13 protein-coding genes are annotated in these 14,985 nt (G+C 64.7%); 8 read left to right on the top strand and 5 right to left on the bottom strand.

Features of this window, described 5'->3' with window-relative positions; genetic code table 11:
* Nucleotides 1–49 precede the first annotated feature (49 nt).
* Together ACREXZ_RS07930 and ACREXZ_RS07925 are read right to left on the bottom strand one after the other, a co-directional pair.
* Nucleotides 50–1,396 (bottom strand): ABC transporter ATP-binding protein, encoded by a 1,347-nt coding sequence (locus tag ACREXZ_RS07930; protein WP_431763501.1) that lies wholly within the window; start codon nucleotides 1,394–1,396, stop codon nucleotides 50–52.
* Between the two features lie 23 nt (nucleotides 1,397–1,419).
* Entirely contained in the window at nucleotides 1,420–3,171 is a 1,752-nt protein-coding gene (locus ACREXZ_RS07925; RefSeq protein WP_431763500.1) for an ABC transporter permease, read from the bottom strand.
* Nucleotides 3,172–3,732: 561 nt separating this feature from the next.
* Between ACREXZ_RS07925 and ACREXZ_RS07920 the strand changes: the two genes are divergently transcribed.
* Together ACREXZ_RS07920 and ACREXZ_RS07915 are read left to right on the top strand one after the other, a co-directional pair.
* Nucleotides 3,733–5,409 carry a sensor domain-containing diguanylate cyclase gene (locus tag ACREXZ_RS07920; protein ID WP_431763499.1) on the top strand — a complete coding sequence of 559 codons (1,677 nt, stop codon included), beginning with the start codon at nucleotides 3,733–3,735 and terminating at the stop codon, nucleotides 5,407–5,409.
* 144 nt (nucleotides 5,410–5,553) lie between these two features.
* Nucleotides 5,554–5,820 carry a hypothetical protein gene (locus ACREXZ_RS07915; protein ID WP_431763498.1) on the top strand — a complete coding sequence of 89 codons (267 nt, stop codon included), beginning with the start codon at nucleotides 5,554–5,556 and terminating at the stop codon, nucleotides 5,818–5,820.
* 32 nt (nucleotides 5,821–5,852) lie between these two features.
* Here the strand turns inward: ACREXZ_RS07915 and ACREXZ_RS07910 are convergent, their stop codons facing one another.
* Together ACREXZ_RS07910 and ACREXZ_RS07905 are read right to left on the bottom strand one after the other, a co-directional pair.
* Nucleotides 5,853–7,169 carry an ATP-binding protein gene (locus tag ACREXZ_RS07910; RefSeq protein WP_431763497.1) on the bottom strand — a complete coding sequence of 439 codons (1,317 nt, stop codon included), beginning with the start codon at nucleotides 7,167–7,169 and terminating at the stop codon, nucleotides 5,853–5,855.
* Nucleotides 7,153–7,878: a response regulator gene (locus ACREXZ_RS07905; protein ID WP_431763496.1), complete on the bottom strand. Its 726-nt coding sequence runs from the start codon at nucleotides 7,876–7,878 to the stop codon at nucleotides 7,153–7,155. Before ACREXZ_RS07905 ends, ACREXZ_RS07910 begins: the two co-directional genes overlap by 17 nt.
* Before the next feature lie 222 nt (nucleotides 7,879–8,100).
* Here ACREXZ_RS07905 and ACREXZ_RS07900 point away from each other — a divergent pair, with 222 nt between their 5' ends.
* On the top strand, nucleotides 8,101–8,652 hold the full coding sequence (locus ACREXZ_RS07900) for a periplasmic heavy metal sensor (RefSeq protein WP_431763495.1): 552 nt from the start codon (nucleotides 8,101–8,103) through the stop codon (nucleotides 8,650–8,652).
* Nucleotides 8,653–8,753: 101 nt separating this feature from the next.
* Here the strand turns inward: ACREXZ_RS07900 and ACREXZ_RS07895 are convergent, their stop codons facing one another.
* A complete protein-coding gene (locus ACREXZ_RS07895; protein WP_431763494.1) occupies nucleotides 8,754–9,452 on the bottom strand; it encodes a pirin family protein in 699 nt (232 codons plus the stop codon).
* Between the two features lie 396 nt (nucleotides 9,453–9,848).
* On the opposite strand from ACREXZ_RS07895, the gene ACREXZ_RS07890 reads away from it, so the two are divergent.
* From ACREXZ_RS07890 to ACREXZ_RS07870, 5 genes are all read left to right on the top strand, one after another.
* Nucleotides 9,849–10,625, top strand: a complete 777-nt coding sequence (locus ACREXZ_RS07890; RefSeq protein WP_431763493.1) for an ABC transporter substrate-binding protein — start codon at nucleotides 9,849–9,851, stop codon at nucleotides 10,623–10,625.
* Between the two features lie 304 nt (nucleotides 10,626–10,929).
* Entirely contained in the window at nucleotides 10,930–11,619 is a 690-nt protein-coding gene (locus tag ACREXZ_RS07885; protein WP_431763492.1) for an ABC transporter permease, read from the top strand.
* Nucleotides 11,616–12,329, top strand: coding sequence for an ABC transporter permease (locus tag ACREXZ_RS07880; protein WP_431763491.1), 714 nt, complete (start codon nucleotides 11,616–11,618; stop codon nucleotides 12,327–12,329). Before ACREXZ_RS07885 ends, ACREXZ_RS07880 begins: the two co-directional genes overlap by 4 nt.
* Nucleotides 12,330–12,346: 17 nt before the next feature.
* Entirely contained in the window at nucleotides 12,347–13,126 is a 780-nt protein-coding gene (locus ACREXZ_RS07875; RefSeq protein WP_431763490.1) for an ABC transporter ATP-binding protein, read from the top strand.
* Between the two features lie 563 nt (nucleotides 13,127–13,689).
* Nucleotides 13,690–14,799 carry a porin gene (locus tag ACREXZ_RS07870; protein WP_431763489.1) on the top strand — a complete coding sequence of 370 codons (1,110 nt, stop codon included), beginning with the start codon at nucleotides 13,690–13,692 and terminating at the stop codon, nucleotides 14,797–14,799.
* The last annotated feature ends 186 nt before the right edge of the window (nucleotides 14,800–14,985 follow it).

The following is a 14,985-nucleotide window of genomic DNA, read 5'->3' as shown; positions in this document are numbered from 1 at the left end:
CGGCTGCCATGAAGACATCCGCCGCGGCATCGCACGAGCTACGCCACGCTCAGGCCTCGACGTCCTCGAGACTGAAGATTTCCGTCTGGTCGTTGTACGAGAAAATCTCGCCGTAGCGGCCCCAGTCGATCACCGAATCGAGCGTCTCTTCCGCGGCGCTGTCCGACAGAAAATCTTCCAGCTCCTGTTCGAAACGCACGCGCGGCGCGCGATGTCCCGGCCGTTCGTTCAACACCTTCTTGATCCGCGCGGCAAGCGGCACATTGCGCAGCAGATGTTCGGCGAACATCATCTTGCGCTCCTGCGTGCCGAACTCCGCGAACACACGTGCGGGCGGCGTCAGGAACACATCGCCTTCGCGCACATCGGCGAAACCGAGGTACTGCAGCACTTCGGCGATCGGGAACAGATCGTCCACTTCGAGATGCAGCGAACGGGCGATTTCCGGCATGTCCGCACGGCCGTGATACGGCGGCGCGGCAAGCGTCTCGATCAGACCGGCCATCAGGTTGGTCGACACCTGCGGCAGCCAGCTGCCGAGCTCGAGCCCCTTCTTCGTGCCCTCGTCGGTCTGACGCGCGGTCATCTTCGCGTAGATGTCGTCGACGAGCCGGCGGAATGCCGGGTCGAGCCGGTTGCGCGGGTGCTTGAACGGCACCTTGATCTCCGCGATCACGCGGCCCGGATTCGACGACAGCACGAGAATCCGGTCGCACATGAACACCGCTTCCTCGATGTTGTGCGTGACGATCAGCACCGACTTGATCGGCATGCGGCCCTGCGTCCACAGATCGAGCAAGTCGGTACGCAGGGTCTCCGCGGTCAGCACGTCGAGCGCGGAAAACGGCTCGTCCATCAGCAGCAGCGTCGGGTCGACGACGAGTGCGCGCGCAAAGCCCACGCGCTGCCGCATGCCGCCCGACAGCTCGCGCGGGTACGCGTTCTCGAAGCCGTCGAGACCGATCAGATCGATTGCCGCGAGCGCACGTTCGCGCCGCTCGCGCGCGCCGACGCCCTGCGCCTCGAGCCCTGCTTCCACGTTCTGCAGCACCGTGAGCCACGGGAACAGCGCGAACGTCTGGAACACCATCGCGACGCCCTCGGCCGGCCCGGCCAGCGGCTTGCCCAGGTAGGTCACTTCGCCGCCGGTCGGTTCGATCAGCCCGGCGATGATGCGCAGCAGCGTCGACTTGCCGGAGCCCGATCGACCGAGCAGCCCGACGATCTCGCCTTCACGCAGCGACAGGTTCGCGTCGTCGAGGACAAGCAGTTCGCCCTGCGTCTTGTTGAAGCCGCGGCACACGTCCTTGACCCGCAGGATCTCGTCGCCCAGCCGGGGCGGCGAAGGCGGCGTCTGGAGCGAGGCCGGCGTAGCGGCAGCTTTGAGATTTTGCATCGCGTTTTGCCTTAATGGTGCGTTCAATCGAGCCGGAGCTTCGCCTCGGCATAGGCGTACATCGGACGCCACAACAGGCGGTTGAACAAGGTCACGAACAGGGACATCACGGCAATGCCGAGAATGATTTTCGGGTAGTCGCCGGCGGCGGTCATCTGCGCGATATAGGAACCGAGGCCATGTGCCGCGACCCTGGTGTCGCCCCACTGCACGAATTCGGCGACGATGCTCGCGTTCCACGCGCCGCCCGATGCGGTGATCGCACCCGTCACGTAGTACGGGAACACGCCCGGCAGCATCACCTGGCGCCACCACTGCCAGCCGCGAATGCGGAAATTCTTCGCCGCTTCGCGATAGTCGTTCGGATAGGAACTCGCCCCCGCGATCACGTTGAACAGGATATACCACTGCGTGCCGAGCACGATCAGCGGCGACAGCCAGATGTCCGGGTTCAGGTGGAAGCGCACGATCACGATCACGAAGACCGGAAACAGCAGGTTCGCCGGGAACGCGGCCAGAAACTGCGCGATGGGCTGAATCTTCTGGGCGAGTGCCGGACGCAGTCCGATCAGCACGCCGATCGGCACCCAGACCACCGACGCGATCGCGATCAGCAGAATCACGCGCGACAGCGTGATGAGACCGAGCACGAACACGTGACCGACTTCGTCGAGCGTGACGCCGGTGCGCACGTAGGAAACCACGTGATACACGACGTACACCGTCAGCAGAATCACGAGAATCGTCCACACGATGTCGCCGATGCGCGACGACTTCTGACGTTGCGGAATCTGGAAGCGCACCCGGTCGAACGATGGCAGCCGCAGCGGTATCCGTGCAGCCCGCGCGAACATCCAGCCGAGCGGCACGAGCAGCCGGTGGATCAGCCGCGTGCGGCGGATCAGATCGAGCAGCCACGACTCCGGCGCGTTACCCGAACTCGTGTTCTCCATGCGGAACTTGTCGGCCCACGCGACGAGCGGCCGGAACAGGAACTGGTCGTACGCGAGAATCACGACCGTCATCGTCAGGATCACCCAGCCGATCGCGTGCATGTTCTTGTCGGTGATCGCCTGCGCGAGGTACGCGCCAATGCCCGGCAGCGTGATCGTGTTGTTGCCGACCGTGATCGCCTCGGACGCAACGACGAAGAACCAGCCGCCCGACATCGACATCATCATGTTCCAGATGAGGCCCGGCATCGAGAACGGCACCTCGAGCTTCCAGAAGCGCTGCCATGCGGTCAGGTGAAAGCCGCGCGACACTTCGTCGAGATCGCGGGGCACCGTGCGCAGCGACTGGTAGAAGCTGAACGTCATGTTCCACGCCTGGCTCGTGAAGATCGCGAAGATCGCCGCGAGTTCGGCACCGAGTACTCGCCCGGGGAACAAGGCAAGAAAGAAGGTAACCGTAAAGGAAATGTAGCCCAGCACCGGGACCGACTGCAGGATGTCGAGAATCGGCACCAGCACGAGACCCGCACGGCGACTCTTCGCGGCGAGCGTGCCGTAGATCAGCGTGAACGACAGCGATGCGACCATCGCGGCCAGCATCCGCAGCGTCGTGCGCATCGCGTATTCGGGCAGATTCGCCGGCGCGAGCGAGATGACCTGGCTCTTTAACGTCGAGATCGGCGCCATCGTCTGGTGGAAACCGATCGCCGCCATCGCGATCGCACAGAGGATCAGCGGAAACGCGACGAAGTCCCAGCCGTTGGGCAACAACCGCCAGGCTGATGCATTGGCGGTCCGTTTCAGGTCGAAACTGAAATCCATCAGATGCTCTCCCGGACACGGCAGGCCGAAGCCAGGCGGGCAATGAACGGCCGCAACGAACATGACGGGCGCGCGGCGCGGCAAAGGGATCGGTCCGGAAAGCGGAGATCAAACAGGTCTGGACGCATGTGCGCGATGATTCGTTGGCGTTAAGCGTTGGCGTTGAGACGCGGTGCCGGTTGTGCGGCGCGATGCGCCCGGAAGCCGGCGGGCTTTCCTTGTTTTGGACGGCACGACACTACTACAACCTGTGTTTCAGGCACAACCTTTCGCCGCTCGCGGACCGCTAGATGGATGGCCTCGCAGCGCGTAGGACGGCTGACCGTCGCGTGCGAACCACAGCAGGCGGGCACACTCCCATTCAGAAAACATCGCCGCAAGCCGTTATGAACCTGACAGCGTGCGTGCGCACGGGAACACAGCCGGGCCACCGCCCGACGGTTAAAATCGAGACGCTGCGCCCAGGGCCCTGCGCCGGCGGCCATGCACGCGGCCCATCCGGCCGCCGGCCGCGACGCATGGGGGCGCGGCATATAGACAGTTGGACAGACCAGAGGGTCGATGAACAGCACAACCTTGCGCCGTGCGGCCTGGCCGATCAGCTTCCTGCTGATCGCGCTCGCCTGCTGGTTCGCAGCCGACGCCGTCGCGGACCGGATGGTACAGCAAGAACTCGACACCGCCTTGCGCACGCAGCGGCAGATGTCCGCGTCCGTCGTCGACAACATGGCCGAGGTGATCGCCAGCGACCTGGCGATGTCCCGGGCCATCCCCGCGACGATGGCCGAACTCGACGTGATCCAGCACGCGCTCACGCAATCGCAGGATTATGCCGCGAACGCCGGCGGCACGGAACCCGCGCGTCGCGCGCAACTGCTCGGACAACCGTCGCTCGCCGCAGTGAGCGCCTTCCTGCACGACGCGCAAGGCTACTCGGGACTCGACATGGTCTGGGTGGTCAACGCGAACGGCCTGTGCGTCGCGTCGAGCAACGCGACGACGAAGCGCTCGTTCGTCGGTATCGACATGCGCTCACGCGCCTACCTGACGAACGCATTGCTCGGTGCTTTCACGGAGGTCTACGGCGTAGGTCGCACGAGCGGCGAGCCCGGTATCTTCATCGCCGCGCCGGTCTACGACGATGGTCTGCTGGTCGGCGCGGTCGTCGCGAAGGTCGGCATCGCGCGGCTGCGCCACTGGGTCGCGCGCGCGGGCACCTTCGTCACCGACGGCAACGGCGTCGTCATCATGGCGCACGATGCGTCGCTCGAAGGCCATGCGCTGCCCGGCTCGAACGTGATGAGCATGAGCCCGGAAGAGCGCCACAACATCTATCGACGCGACGTCTTTCCCGACATCCGCATCCGCCCGGCGGCGCAGTTGCATCGCGACGCGCCGTGGGTGCCCGACGCGCTTGCCGCCCAGCTGTTCGATACGTCGGTGCGGCGGAGGCCCGCGCTGTACGAAGCGCGCAGCGGGCTCAACTCGGGACTCGGCGCGCATCTCGTCGATCCGGTCGTCGCGTGGCCGGAACTGCTGCGTACCCACAAGCGCGACCGGTTGCTGGTGTTCGTCACGCTGGCCGGCGCGAGCGCGCTCGCATGCGTGATCGCGATGTCGTACCTGCGCGAGCGGCGCCATCATCGCGCGACACGGCATCTGGCCGAACAGCTGCAGTCGGCCAATACGCTGCTCTCAGCGGAAGCGCGCCACGACGCGCTGACCGGCGCGCTGTCGCGGCGCTATTTCCTCGACCTGCTGCGCCACGAGATCGAAGACGCGCGGCTCGCCGGCGAGCCGCTGTGCATGGCGATCGCCGACCTCGACCACTTCAAGCAGATCAACGACCGCTTCGGCCACGCAGCCGGCGATCGCGCGCTCGAGCATTTCGTCGAGACGTGCCGCACCGAACTGCGCGACGGCGATGCGATCGGCCGGCTGGGCGGCGAAGAGTTCGGCATCCTGCTACCCGCGACCGGTCTCGCCGCGGGCTTCGAAACGGTCGAGCGGCTGCGCCAGCGGTTGCAGGCCATGCCGTCGGCGAGCCTGCCGGCGACGGTCAGGCTGAGCGTGAGCATCGGCATCACTGAGCTTGGTCCTGACGAGCCGTCCGAACGGCTGATGAGCCGTGCCGACCACGCGTTGTACACGGCGAAGTCGCGCGGCCGCGATCGCTGCGAAGCGGTTCATCCCGGCGACACGGCGCCGCCCGCCCGGACCGCCTCGACCACGCGGTAGCACTGCTGATTCCGGATGACCTGCGAGCGGACTCGACGAAGGCAAGCGTGAAAAGGTACGAAGCGAAGCAAGGTATCATCAACCTTCAGGACACTTTCATCTGAAGGTTGTCGCCGCTAGCTATCGCTCTATCGGGAGGTTTGCATGAAGGGGAATCTGGTCATCGTCTGCCGCGATCAGGATGCCGACGCGTTCGACCATCTGCTGGCCGAATACGGCGCGTTCCAGACACGCCTGTCGTCGACGGCGTGGTACCTGAAGCTGGACGTCGCACCGGAGGTGATTCAGGAGGAGATTCTCGCGCGCCTCGGCAAGTACACGACGCACTACATCTTCGAGGCGGAGACGGTCACGTGGAACACGGTGGACAGCGATGCCGCCGCCGCGCTCAACACGCTGTTCGCCGAATAGCCCGCAAAGGCGGTATTACGCGCCACCGCGCATCACCACGCGCTCTGCGCGGCCGCGACGAGCTTCGGCATCACTTCGTCGGGGAACGTCATCAGCACGCGCAGACCGCGGCCGTCGTGATTGCCGATTTCCCATTCGCCGCCCGCGCGGCGCACCAGCCGCTCGACGATCGCGAGACCCAGGCCGCTATGGCCGTTGCCGCCGCGCGCGGGATCGAGCCGCACGAACGGTCGGCTCGCGTTGATCAGGTCCTGTGCGGCGATGCCCTTACCGTTGTCGCTGACCGATAACGTGTAGCCGTCGCCGACCCGCGCGGTTGCCACGACGATCGGCGGCGCGCCATACGCATGCGCGTTGTCGAGCAGATTCGACAGGACGCGGTCGAGCGTCGCCGCCGGCAGCCGGAACGCCGGACCCGCGGTCAGATTCGTGCGCACGGCGGGCGCACCCGCCGCAACCGCGCGATAGCTGCGCACGATCCGCTCGCACTGCGCATCGACCTCGACCGCTTCGCTGCGGTCCGCGCCGTCGTGCGCGAAGACGAGAAACTGCTCGACGATGTGCGTCATCGAATCGACGTCGCGCACGACGCCGTCGCGCACCTTCGCCTCCTCCAGCATCTCGGCCCGCAGCCGCAGCCGCGCAAGTGGCGTCTTCAGGTCGTGCGCGACGCCCGCGAGCATCACCGCGCGGTCGTTCTCGGTACGCGCGATGTCCTGCACCATCTGGTTGAAACCGTGCGTGAGCTGACGCAACTCGCGCGGCCCGCGCTCGGGCACCGGCGGCACCGGCAGCCCGCGCCCGAAGCGCGCGACGGCCTGCGCGAGCGAGCGCAGCGGCTGCTGCAACTGCCACGCGGCGAACAGCGCGGCCATCACGCCAACCGAGAAGATCACCGTGAGCCACAGCACCATCCGGTCGAGCGAGCGCGGCGGCCGCAGCGGCTGCACCGGCACGACGATCCAGTTGGGGTCGGTGGCCGCCCGTACCCACAACGTGGGCGGCTTGCCCGGCAGGCCGATTCGCACCTGCGTCGTGGACGGCACCCGGTCGCGCACCTCATCGACGAAGCGGTGCAGCCCCGCAGGCAGGTTCGGGTTGTCCGGCGGCACGTCGGCACTCGACGGATCGACGAGTCGCACCCGCGACGGCAACGGTTGATCGGGACTGTGCACGACGTGCTGACGCACGGCGTCGACGAGGAAGATCGCCTCTTCTACCGCATAGCGGCTTTGCGCCTGGTTGCGTTCGAGTCGAAACAGCACGTAGCCCGCGAAATGCGACACGAGCAGCACGCCGACGACCAGAACGGCCAGCCGGCCGAACAGCGAATCAATGGGACGGCGCATGCTGTTCGCCGTCCGGCACGAACACGTAGCCGCGCCCGCGCACGGTCTGGATGAAGCGCGGTACCGACGGATCCGATTCGAGGATGCGCCGCAGGCGCCAGACCTGCACGTCGATGCCGCGGTCGGTGCCGTCGTACTCGGGACCGTGCAGCAGTTCGAGCAGACGCTCGCGTGTGAGCGTACGCATCGGATGATTGACGAAGATCTTCAGCAGCGCGAATTCGCTGCCCGACAGCGTGATCGGCCGGCCTTCCTGATGCAGCGTGCGCGACTGGAAATCGAGCGTGAAGCGGCCGAACGAAAACGGCTCGCGCTGTTCGGGCGCCGCCGCGGACGGCAGCGTGCGGCGGCGGCGCAGCACCGCCTGCACGCGTGCGAGCAGTTCGCGCGGATTGAACGGTTTGCCGAGGTAGTCGTCCGCGCCCAGTTCGAGACCGACGATGCGGTCCACGTCGTCGGCACGCGCGGTCAGCATGATGACCGGGATGTCGTCGCCGGACGCGCGCAGCTTGCGCAGCGCGGTCAGTCCGTCCACGCCCGGCATCATCAGGTCCAGCACGATCAGGTCCGGACGTTCGCGTTCGAGCCGCCGTTCGAGCGACCCCGCGTCGTGCAGCACCGAAACCTCGATGCCTTGACGGGCGAGATAGTCGCGCAGCAGATCGCGCAGTTCGACGTCGTCGTCGACGACAAGAATTTGAGTAGCCATGGGGCGAAGTTTAACGCGCCAGACCAGCCGGATGGCCCTCGCCGGTCGTCAAAGGGTTACCGGGTGTTACCGCGAAAGGCGCGGGTAATGCCGCGTAACACCGGCGATGCGTGCCGTAACACGACGCATCGTGCCCACCTCTACGCTGTGTCCTACCGGATGCGGCCACGTCGATTGATGGGTTGCCGCGTCGCCGGCTACTTCATCACACGGAGCCTCTCAATGTCCAACACTATATCCGCGAAAACTTCGCGCTTTCTCGCTGTCGCCGCGGCGTCGCTCGCGCTCGTCACCGGCCTCGCCTATGCGGCCGCGCCAGCCGGCGGTCCCGACGGTGGCCCCGGCTGGCATGGCCGGCATGACGGCCACTTCATGAAGCAACTGACGGAGCTGCACGACAAGCTGAATCTGAACGCCGACGAGGAAAAGCAGTGGCAGGCCGCGCTCGACACGATGAAGCAGGATCGCACCGCTGCCCGCGCCAATCACGAGCAGATGAAGCAGCAGTTCCAGGCGCTGCAACAGCAACCGATCCTCGACCTGAACGCGCTGCACAGCGCGCATCAGCGTATCGAGCAGCAGGACGCGCAACTGCGCGAGCAGACCACGACCGCATGGCTGAACTTCTATAACGGTCTGAACGACCAGCAGAAGACCATCGTCAGCACCGCGCTCAAGCAACACTTCGCGAAGATGGCCGCGCGCCACGAGAAGATGAGCGAACGCTGGCAGCACCACGACGGCGCTGCGTCGGGGATCGGCCTGAAGCCGTAAGCCCCACACCAGCGTCGCCGGCAAGAAAAAACGCCACGGGCTAAACCCGTGGCGTTCCGCGTTCGTGGCTAGCTGCGGCAGCAACTCCTGCCGCCTTGCACTCACGCGAGGTCGAACAGCAGCACCTCGGCCGCGTCGCCGTTCTCGATCGTCACCGTATCGACGTCGGCGATCATCGCGGCGTCGCCGGCCTGCAACGCATTGCCGTTCACCGTCACGGCGCCGCGCGCGACGTGCACGTACGCACGCCGCCCCGCCGGCAGCGCGAACTGCGCGCGCTCGTCGCCATCGAACAGCCCCGCGTGAATCGACGCATCCGAATGGATCGTCACCGAGCCGTCGCGACCGTCGGGCGATGCAACCACGCGCAGGAGGCCGCGCTTGTCCGCTTCTTCGAAGCGCTTTTCCTCATAGCCCGGCTGATCGCCCTGACGCTTCGGCAGAATCCAGATCTGCAGCAGATGCAGCGACGCCTCCTTCGACGCGTTGAACTCGCTGTGCATCACGCCGGTTCCGGCGCTCATCCGCTGCACGTCGCCGGGGCTGATCGTCGAGCCATTGCCCATGCTGTCGCGATGCGACAGCGCGCCGTCCAGCACATAGGTGACGATCTCCATGTCGCGGTGGCCGTGCGTGCCGAAGCCCCGCCCCGCCGCGATGCGATCCTCGTTGATCACGCGCAGCGGTCCGTACTGGACATGCGCGTCGTCGTAGTAATCGGCAAACGAAAAGCTGTGATACGAGTCGAGCCAGCCATGGTTGGCATGGCCACGTTCGGCCGAGCGGCGAATCCCGATCATGTCGATCTCCAGTGTGATTGCGATGGAACGAATGTATGGCCGACCTGCCCGAAGGACAATCCGCATCGCCGCACCGGATCGTTTCGGTAATCCGCTCAATGCCTGCAGCGTGCCTGCGCCTAAGGCTGCGGCGTTCCGCCCGACTGGCGCCGGGCGCCGCTTCGGGTAAAATACCGCGCTTTTCAGGCGGACGGCTGCGGACGAACGGTCCCAGGCGGTCGGCGCGGGCCGGCCGTGGCGGCTTTCGGCAGCCGGGTGACCGGTGCGGAGAGGGGTTCGGAGAGATGCGCGCCCGGATGCGCGCGGCATTTTTGACCGCCTAGAATAGCGACGGTCGGCTACCCGCCGGCGGTCGCCGGGACGACGTATCACGGCGATCCGCAACACAGGAGAAACATGAGGAAGCTCGCACTGTGCGTAGCGCTGGCCATGATGGCCACGGGCGCTACCGCAAAAGAATGGAAGACGGTGCGCATCGGGGTCGACGCCAGTTATCCGCCGTTCGAATCGAAGGCGGCCAGCGGCGACGTCGTCGGCTTCGACGTCGATCTCACGAAGACACTCTGCGCGCGGATGCAGGTCCGCTGCGTGTGGGTCGAGCAGGATCTCGACGGGATGATTCCCGCGCTGAAGGGCAAGAAATTCGATGCGATCGTGTCGTCGCTGACGGTCACCGACCGGCGTCGCGAGCAGATCGACTTCTCCAGCAAGCTGTTCGACTCGCCCGCCCGCATGATCGCGCGACGCGGCTCGCCGCTGCTGCCCACGCCACAGTCGCTGCGGGGCAAGCACATCGGCGTCGAACAGGGCTCGACTCAGGAGACCTACGCGAAGACCTGGTGGGAGCCAAAGGGCGTCACCGTTGTCGCGTACCAGAACCAGGACCAGGTGTACGCGGATCTCGCCGCCGGCCGTCTCGACGCGACGCTGCAGGACGAACTGCAGGCGGATGCCGGCTTCCTGAAGACACCTCGCGGTCAGGGTTTCGCATGGGCCGGCCCGGCGCTGCAGGATCCGGGGACACTCGGCGACGGCACGGCGATCGGTCTGCGCAAGGAAGACGCCGATCTGAAGGCGGCCTTCGACAAGGCACTGATCGAGATCCATCGCGACGGCACCTTCGATCGGCTCGCGCAACGGTACTTCGCGACCCGCATCTATCCGGATAACTGAAACGAGGCGCGCGACGGTCCACCGCCGCGGCCGCAGCGCAGCATGGCAGCACACGGCTCGGGGCCACGCCCGATGGGCGGTCCGGAGCCGACGTAATACAGTCGTCGTACAGGCGGCAAGAATCGAGTTGGAAAACGCGCTGCCGCGCCGGCAACGGCACAGCAGTCATGATTTGCACAGCGGTCCGCCGCGTGCCGCGCACCGCCCGGAACCGGAATCAGTCGGAATCGGGACCGCCGGTGCGCAACACGCGGCGGCCGCGTCTTTCGCGGCGCACCACGAGTGCGCCGTCGGGGACCCACCTATGTTGCTTCAAGGCTATGGCCCGCTGATCCTGTCGGGCACCTGGCAAACCGTCAAGCTGGCGGTTCTGTCGCTCGCGTTCGCGTTCCTGCTTGGCCTCCTCGGCGCGGCGGCGAAGCTGTCGAAGAACCGGCTTTCGTCCGGTCTCGGCACGCTCTACACGACGCTGGTCCGCGGCGTTCCCGATCTCGTGCTGATGCTGCTGCTGTTCTACAGCATCCAGATCTGGCTCAACAACCTGACCGACCTGCTCGGCTGGGACCAGATCGACATCGATCCATTCGTTGCCGGCGTCGCGGTGCTCGGCTTCATCTACGGCGCGTACTTCACGGAGACGTTTCGCGGCGCGTTCCTCGCGGTGCCGCGCGGTCAGCTCGAAGCAGGTGCCGCATACGGGATGAGCGGCTGGCAGGTGTTCTCGCGAATCATGTTCCCGCAGATGATGCGCTTCGCGCTGCCGGGCATCGGCAACAACTGGCAGGTGATGGTGAAGGCAACCGCGCTGGTGTCGATCATCGGCCTCGCAGACGTCGTGAAAGCATCGCAGGACGCCGGCAAGGGCACGCTGCGGTTCTTCTTCTTCACGCTGCTCGCGGGCGCGATCTATCTCGTGATCACCACCGTATCGAACTTCGTGCTGCTGTACCTCGAAAAGCGCTACTCCACCGGCGTGCGCAAGGCGGACCTATGACCGAGCTGTTTCAGGAATACTGGCGCAACTATCTGTACACCGACGGCTATCGTTTCACCGGCGTCGCGATCACGCTGTGGCTGCTCGCGGTGTCGATCGGCCTCGGCTTCTGCCTGTCGATTCCGCTCGCGGTCGCACGCGTGTCGAAGAAGAAATGGCTCGCGGGACTCGTGTGGCTCTACACCTACGTGTTTCGCGGCACGCCGCTCTATGTGCAGCTATTGCTGTGCTACACCGGTCTCTACAGCCTCGAGATCATCCGCAATAACGAGCTGACCAACGCGTTCTTCCGCGACGGCATGCACTGCACGTTGCTCGCGTTCACGCTGAACACCTGCGCGTACACGACCGAAATTTTCGCGGGCGCGATCAAGGCGACCGCCTACGGCGAGATCGAGGCGGCCCGCGCTTACGGGATGTCGTCGTTCACGCTGTACCGCCGGATCATCCTGCCGTCCGCCCTGCGCCGTGCACTGCCCTACTACAGCAACGAAGTGATCCTGATGCTGCACGCGACGACGGTGGCCTTCACCGCGACCGTCCCGGACATCCTGAAGATCGCGCGCGACGTGAACTCCGCCACTTATCAATCGTTCGGGGCATTCGGCATCGCCGCTTTGCTGTACCTCGCCATTTCGTTCACGCTGGTGGGCCTGTTCCGCCGCGCCGAACGCCGCTGGCTCGCCTACCTGCGGCCGCAGGGCAAATAAGCCAGTCAAGGAATCCGATGAACACCCAGACGCAAAAGCTTTTCGTCGACAACCTGCACAAACAGTACGGCGACAACGAAGTCCTCAAGGGCGTGACGCTGCGCGCGAACCGCGGCGACGTAATCAGCGTGATCGGCTCGTCGGGCTCGGGCAAGAGCACGATGCTCCGCTGCATCAACTTCCTCGAGCAGCCGAACGCGGGCCGCATCTTCGTCGACGGCGAGGAAGTGCGTACCGGGAAAGACCGCAACGGCGCGCTGCGCGTCATCGATCACAAACAGTTGCAGCGCGTGCGCACCCGGCTCGCGATGGTGTTCCAGCATTTCAACCTGTGGGCGCACATGACGGTGCTCGAAAACATCGTCGAGGCGCCGCTTCACGTGCTCGGGCTATCGCGCAAGGAAGCCGAGGACCGCGCGCGCACCTATCTCGAGAAGGTCGGACTCGCGCCGCGCGTCGAGAAGCAGTATCCGTCGCACCTGTCGGGCGGCCAGCAGCAGCGCGTCGCGATTGCGCGGGCATTGGCGATGCATCCGGACGTGATGCTGTTCGACGAGCCGACCTCCGCACTCGACCCCGAACTCGTCGGCGAAGTGCTGAAGGTGATGCAGACACTCGCCGAGGAAGGCCGCACGATGATCGTCGTCACGCACGAAATGGCATTCGCACGCAACGTGTCGAACCACGTGATGTTCCTGCACCAGGGACGAGTCGAGGAAGAAGGCGCGCCGAACGACGTGTTCGGTGCGCCGAAGAGCGAGCGCCTGCGTCAGTTTCTGGCCGGCAGCCTGAAATAGCTCCAACCCGGATGTAGTCAAAGTAGTTTTACAAGGCGCTTACGGCGCCTTTTTTATTGCCCGGTGTACGCACATTTCGCGCTTCCAGAGCCTCAAAAGTGCCTTGAAACAAGCATATTGGGGCTTACTCCCGACGATTTTCAGCGTCAATAGTGGCAATCCTTAGGATTGCCCGTGTGAATCCGTGTTTCCCTTACCACACAAGGCTTTGAAGGGTGTAAAGCAGGTTTGTTTAGTACTGTTGCGCACGACAGTATTGCAATTTGGCGACAACTGTTCGTAGGGGCTGCAATTTGTTCGCCCACATCAGCCTATTTTTGCTAAATTAGTAACCAAAGTAGCAAAACAAAGTTGATTAAAAGTAGTTTCACTTCAAAGCACACAGGAGATACCGGTCGCGAGGGATCGGCAGACGAGTAGACAGCCGGCACGGCTGCCCGTCACGAGACAATGCCCGCGCCCCGTCCGCGAATCTCCCCAAAACAAATTCTGCCCGGCGTTTTACCGCGTCCGGGCACTGTTGCAGTACTGGGTTTACTTTCTGACAGGGTATGGAGGAGAAGATGAAGAAAGCTTTGCTCGCGGCTTCGCTGCTGTCGATCGGCGTAGCGGCACATGCACAGAGCAGTGTGACGCTGTACGGGCGCCTCGACGCCGGCCTCGAATACATGACTGGCGTCCCGACGGGCGTCGGTGCGAACGGTCAGGCAACTGGCAGTGGCCATCGCTTCAAGGCTGAAAGCGGCGACTGGGGCACGAGCCTGTGGGGCTTGAAGGGTGTCGAAGACATCGGTGGCGGCAACAAGGTCCTGTTCCAGCTGGAAGGCAGCTTCAACACCATGACGGGCGCAGGCCCTGGCGGTGGCGGTCTCTTCAATCGGTGGGCGACGGTCGGTATGTCTAACGACGCATACGGTACCCTGCTCCTCGGCCGCGAACTCTTCATCTCGAACGGCGTGTGGGACTTCGATCCGTTCGGTCAGTCGAACTGGTCGTCGGCATCGCTGGTCCGTGGTCGTAACTGGCCGCAATCGAGCAACAACATTTCGTACCAGTCGCCGAAGATCGCCGGGTTCGACTTCTATGGCCAGTACGCGCTGTCGAACGCAACGAACTGGAACGGCAACGGCACGACGGCGCAAGGTCGTGAAGGCGGCGCACAAGTCACCTACACGAGCGCATTGTTCCAGGTTCGCGGCATGTACGACGAAATCCGCAACCCGGCCAACGGTCAGTTCACAGACCCGTTCACGGCTTCGCGTGAATACACGGCAGCGGTCAACGTGTTCCTCGGCCAGTTCAAGATCCAGGGCGCATATCAGGCGATCCGTACGTCGGGCGGCACAGCAACGGCCGGCCAGGCACCGACGTCGCTCGATCACGAATGGGGTGGCATTACGTGGCAAGCCACACCGGCAGCTGCGCTGATCGCGGCGGTCTACCACGTGAACGCGAACAAGGGTGCGGGCAACGCGACGATCTACACGATCGGCGGCAGCTACAACCTGTCGAAGCGCACGCTGCTCGACATCCAGATCGCCACGGTCCGCAACAGCAAGACGGCTAACTTCGGCCTGAACGCAAACAACGAAGGCGACACCGCCGCGACCGACAACCCGCTCATCGGCCACAGCCAGTCGGGCGTGTACGCAGGTATCCAGCACTCGTTCTAAACGAACGTAGCTGACAGAACAGAAGTAGAGACTTTTCACGCTGCTGCGAGAGGCGCGTATCGGTGCGATGTCCGCAAGGGGATCGCACCGTTTTTTATTGCCTGCGTGGTACGTGATGCAGGTAAGTGCAAAGCAGGCGGACGCTAAACAGCCAGCCGGCTCCGACGCCAGCTTCGCGATACTACC

The organism is Paraburkholderia sp. (assembly GCF_050742655.1).
Lineage (GTDB): Bacteria > Pseudomonadota > Gammaproteobacteria > Burkholderiales > Burkholderiaceae > Paraburkholderia.
This window is presented reverse-complemented; position numbering and strand designations above follow the sequence as displayed.

Excerpts from the sequence above, each read along its gene's own strand:
- ACREXZ_RS07930 (WP_431763501.1), bottom strand. The coding sequence starts at position 1,396 with ATGCAAAATCTCAAAGCTGCCGCTACGCCGGCCTCGCTCCAGACGCCG.
- ACREXZ_RS07925 (WP_431763500.1), bottom strand. The coding sequence starts at position 3,171 with ATGGATTTCAGTTTCGACCTGAAACGGACCGCCAATGCATCAGCCTGG.
- ACREXZ_RS07920 (WP_431763499.1), top strand. The coding sequence starts at position 3,733 with ATGAACAGCACAACCTTGCGCCGTGCGGCCTGGCCGATCAGCTTCCTG.
- ACREXZ_RS07915 (WP_431763498.1), top strand. The coding sequence starts at position 5,554 with ATGAAGGGGAATCTGGTCATCGTCTGCCGCGATCAGGATGCCGACGCG.
- ACREXZ_RS07910 (WP_431763497.1), bottom strand. The coding sequence starts at position 7,169 with ATGCGCCGTCCCATTGATTCGCTGTTCGGCCGGCTGGCCGTTCTGGTC.
- ACREXZ_RS07905 (WP_431763496.1), bottom strand. The coding sequence starts at position 7,878 with ATGGCTACTCAAATTCTTGTCGTCGACGACGACGTCGAACTGCGCGAT.
- ACREXZ_RS07900 (WP_431763495.1), top strand. The coding sequence starts at position 8,101 with ATGTCCAACACTATATCCGCGAAAACTTCGCGCTTTCTCGCTGTCGCC.
- ACREXZ_RS07895 (WP_431763494.1), bottom strand. The coding sequence starts at position 9,452 with ATGATCGGGATTCGCCGCTCGGCCGAACGTGGCCATGCCAACCATGGC.
- ACREXZ_RS07890 (WP_431763493.1), top strand. The coding sequence starts at position 9,849 with ATGAGGAAGCTCGCACTGTGCGTAGCGCTGGCCATGATGGCCACGGGC.
- ACREXZ_RS07885 (WP_431763492.1), top strand. The coding sequence starts at position 10,930 with ATGTTGCTTCAAGGCTATGGCCCGCTGATCCTGTCGGGCACCTGGCAA.
- ACREXZ_RS07880 (WP_431763491.1), top strand. The coding sequence starts at position 11,616 with ATGACCGAGCTGTTTCAGGAATACTGGCGCAACTATCTGTACACCGAC.
- ACREXZ_RS07875 (WP_431763490.1), top strand. The coding sequence starts at position 12,347 with ATGAACACCCAGACGCAAAAGCTTTTCGTCGACAACCTGCACAAACAG.
- ACREXZ_RS07870 (WP_431763489.1), top strand. The coding sequence starts at position 13,690 with ATGAAGAAAGCTTTGCTCGCGGCTTCGCTGCTGTCGATCGGCGTAGCG.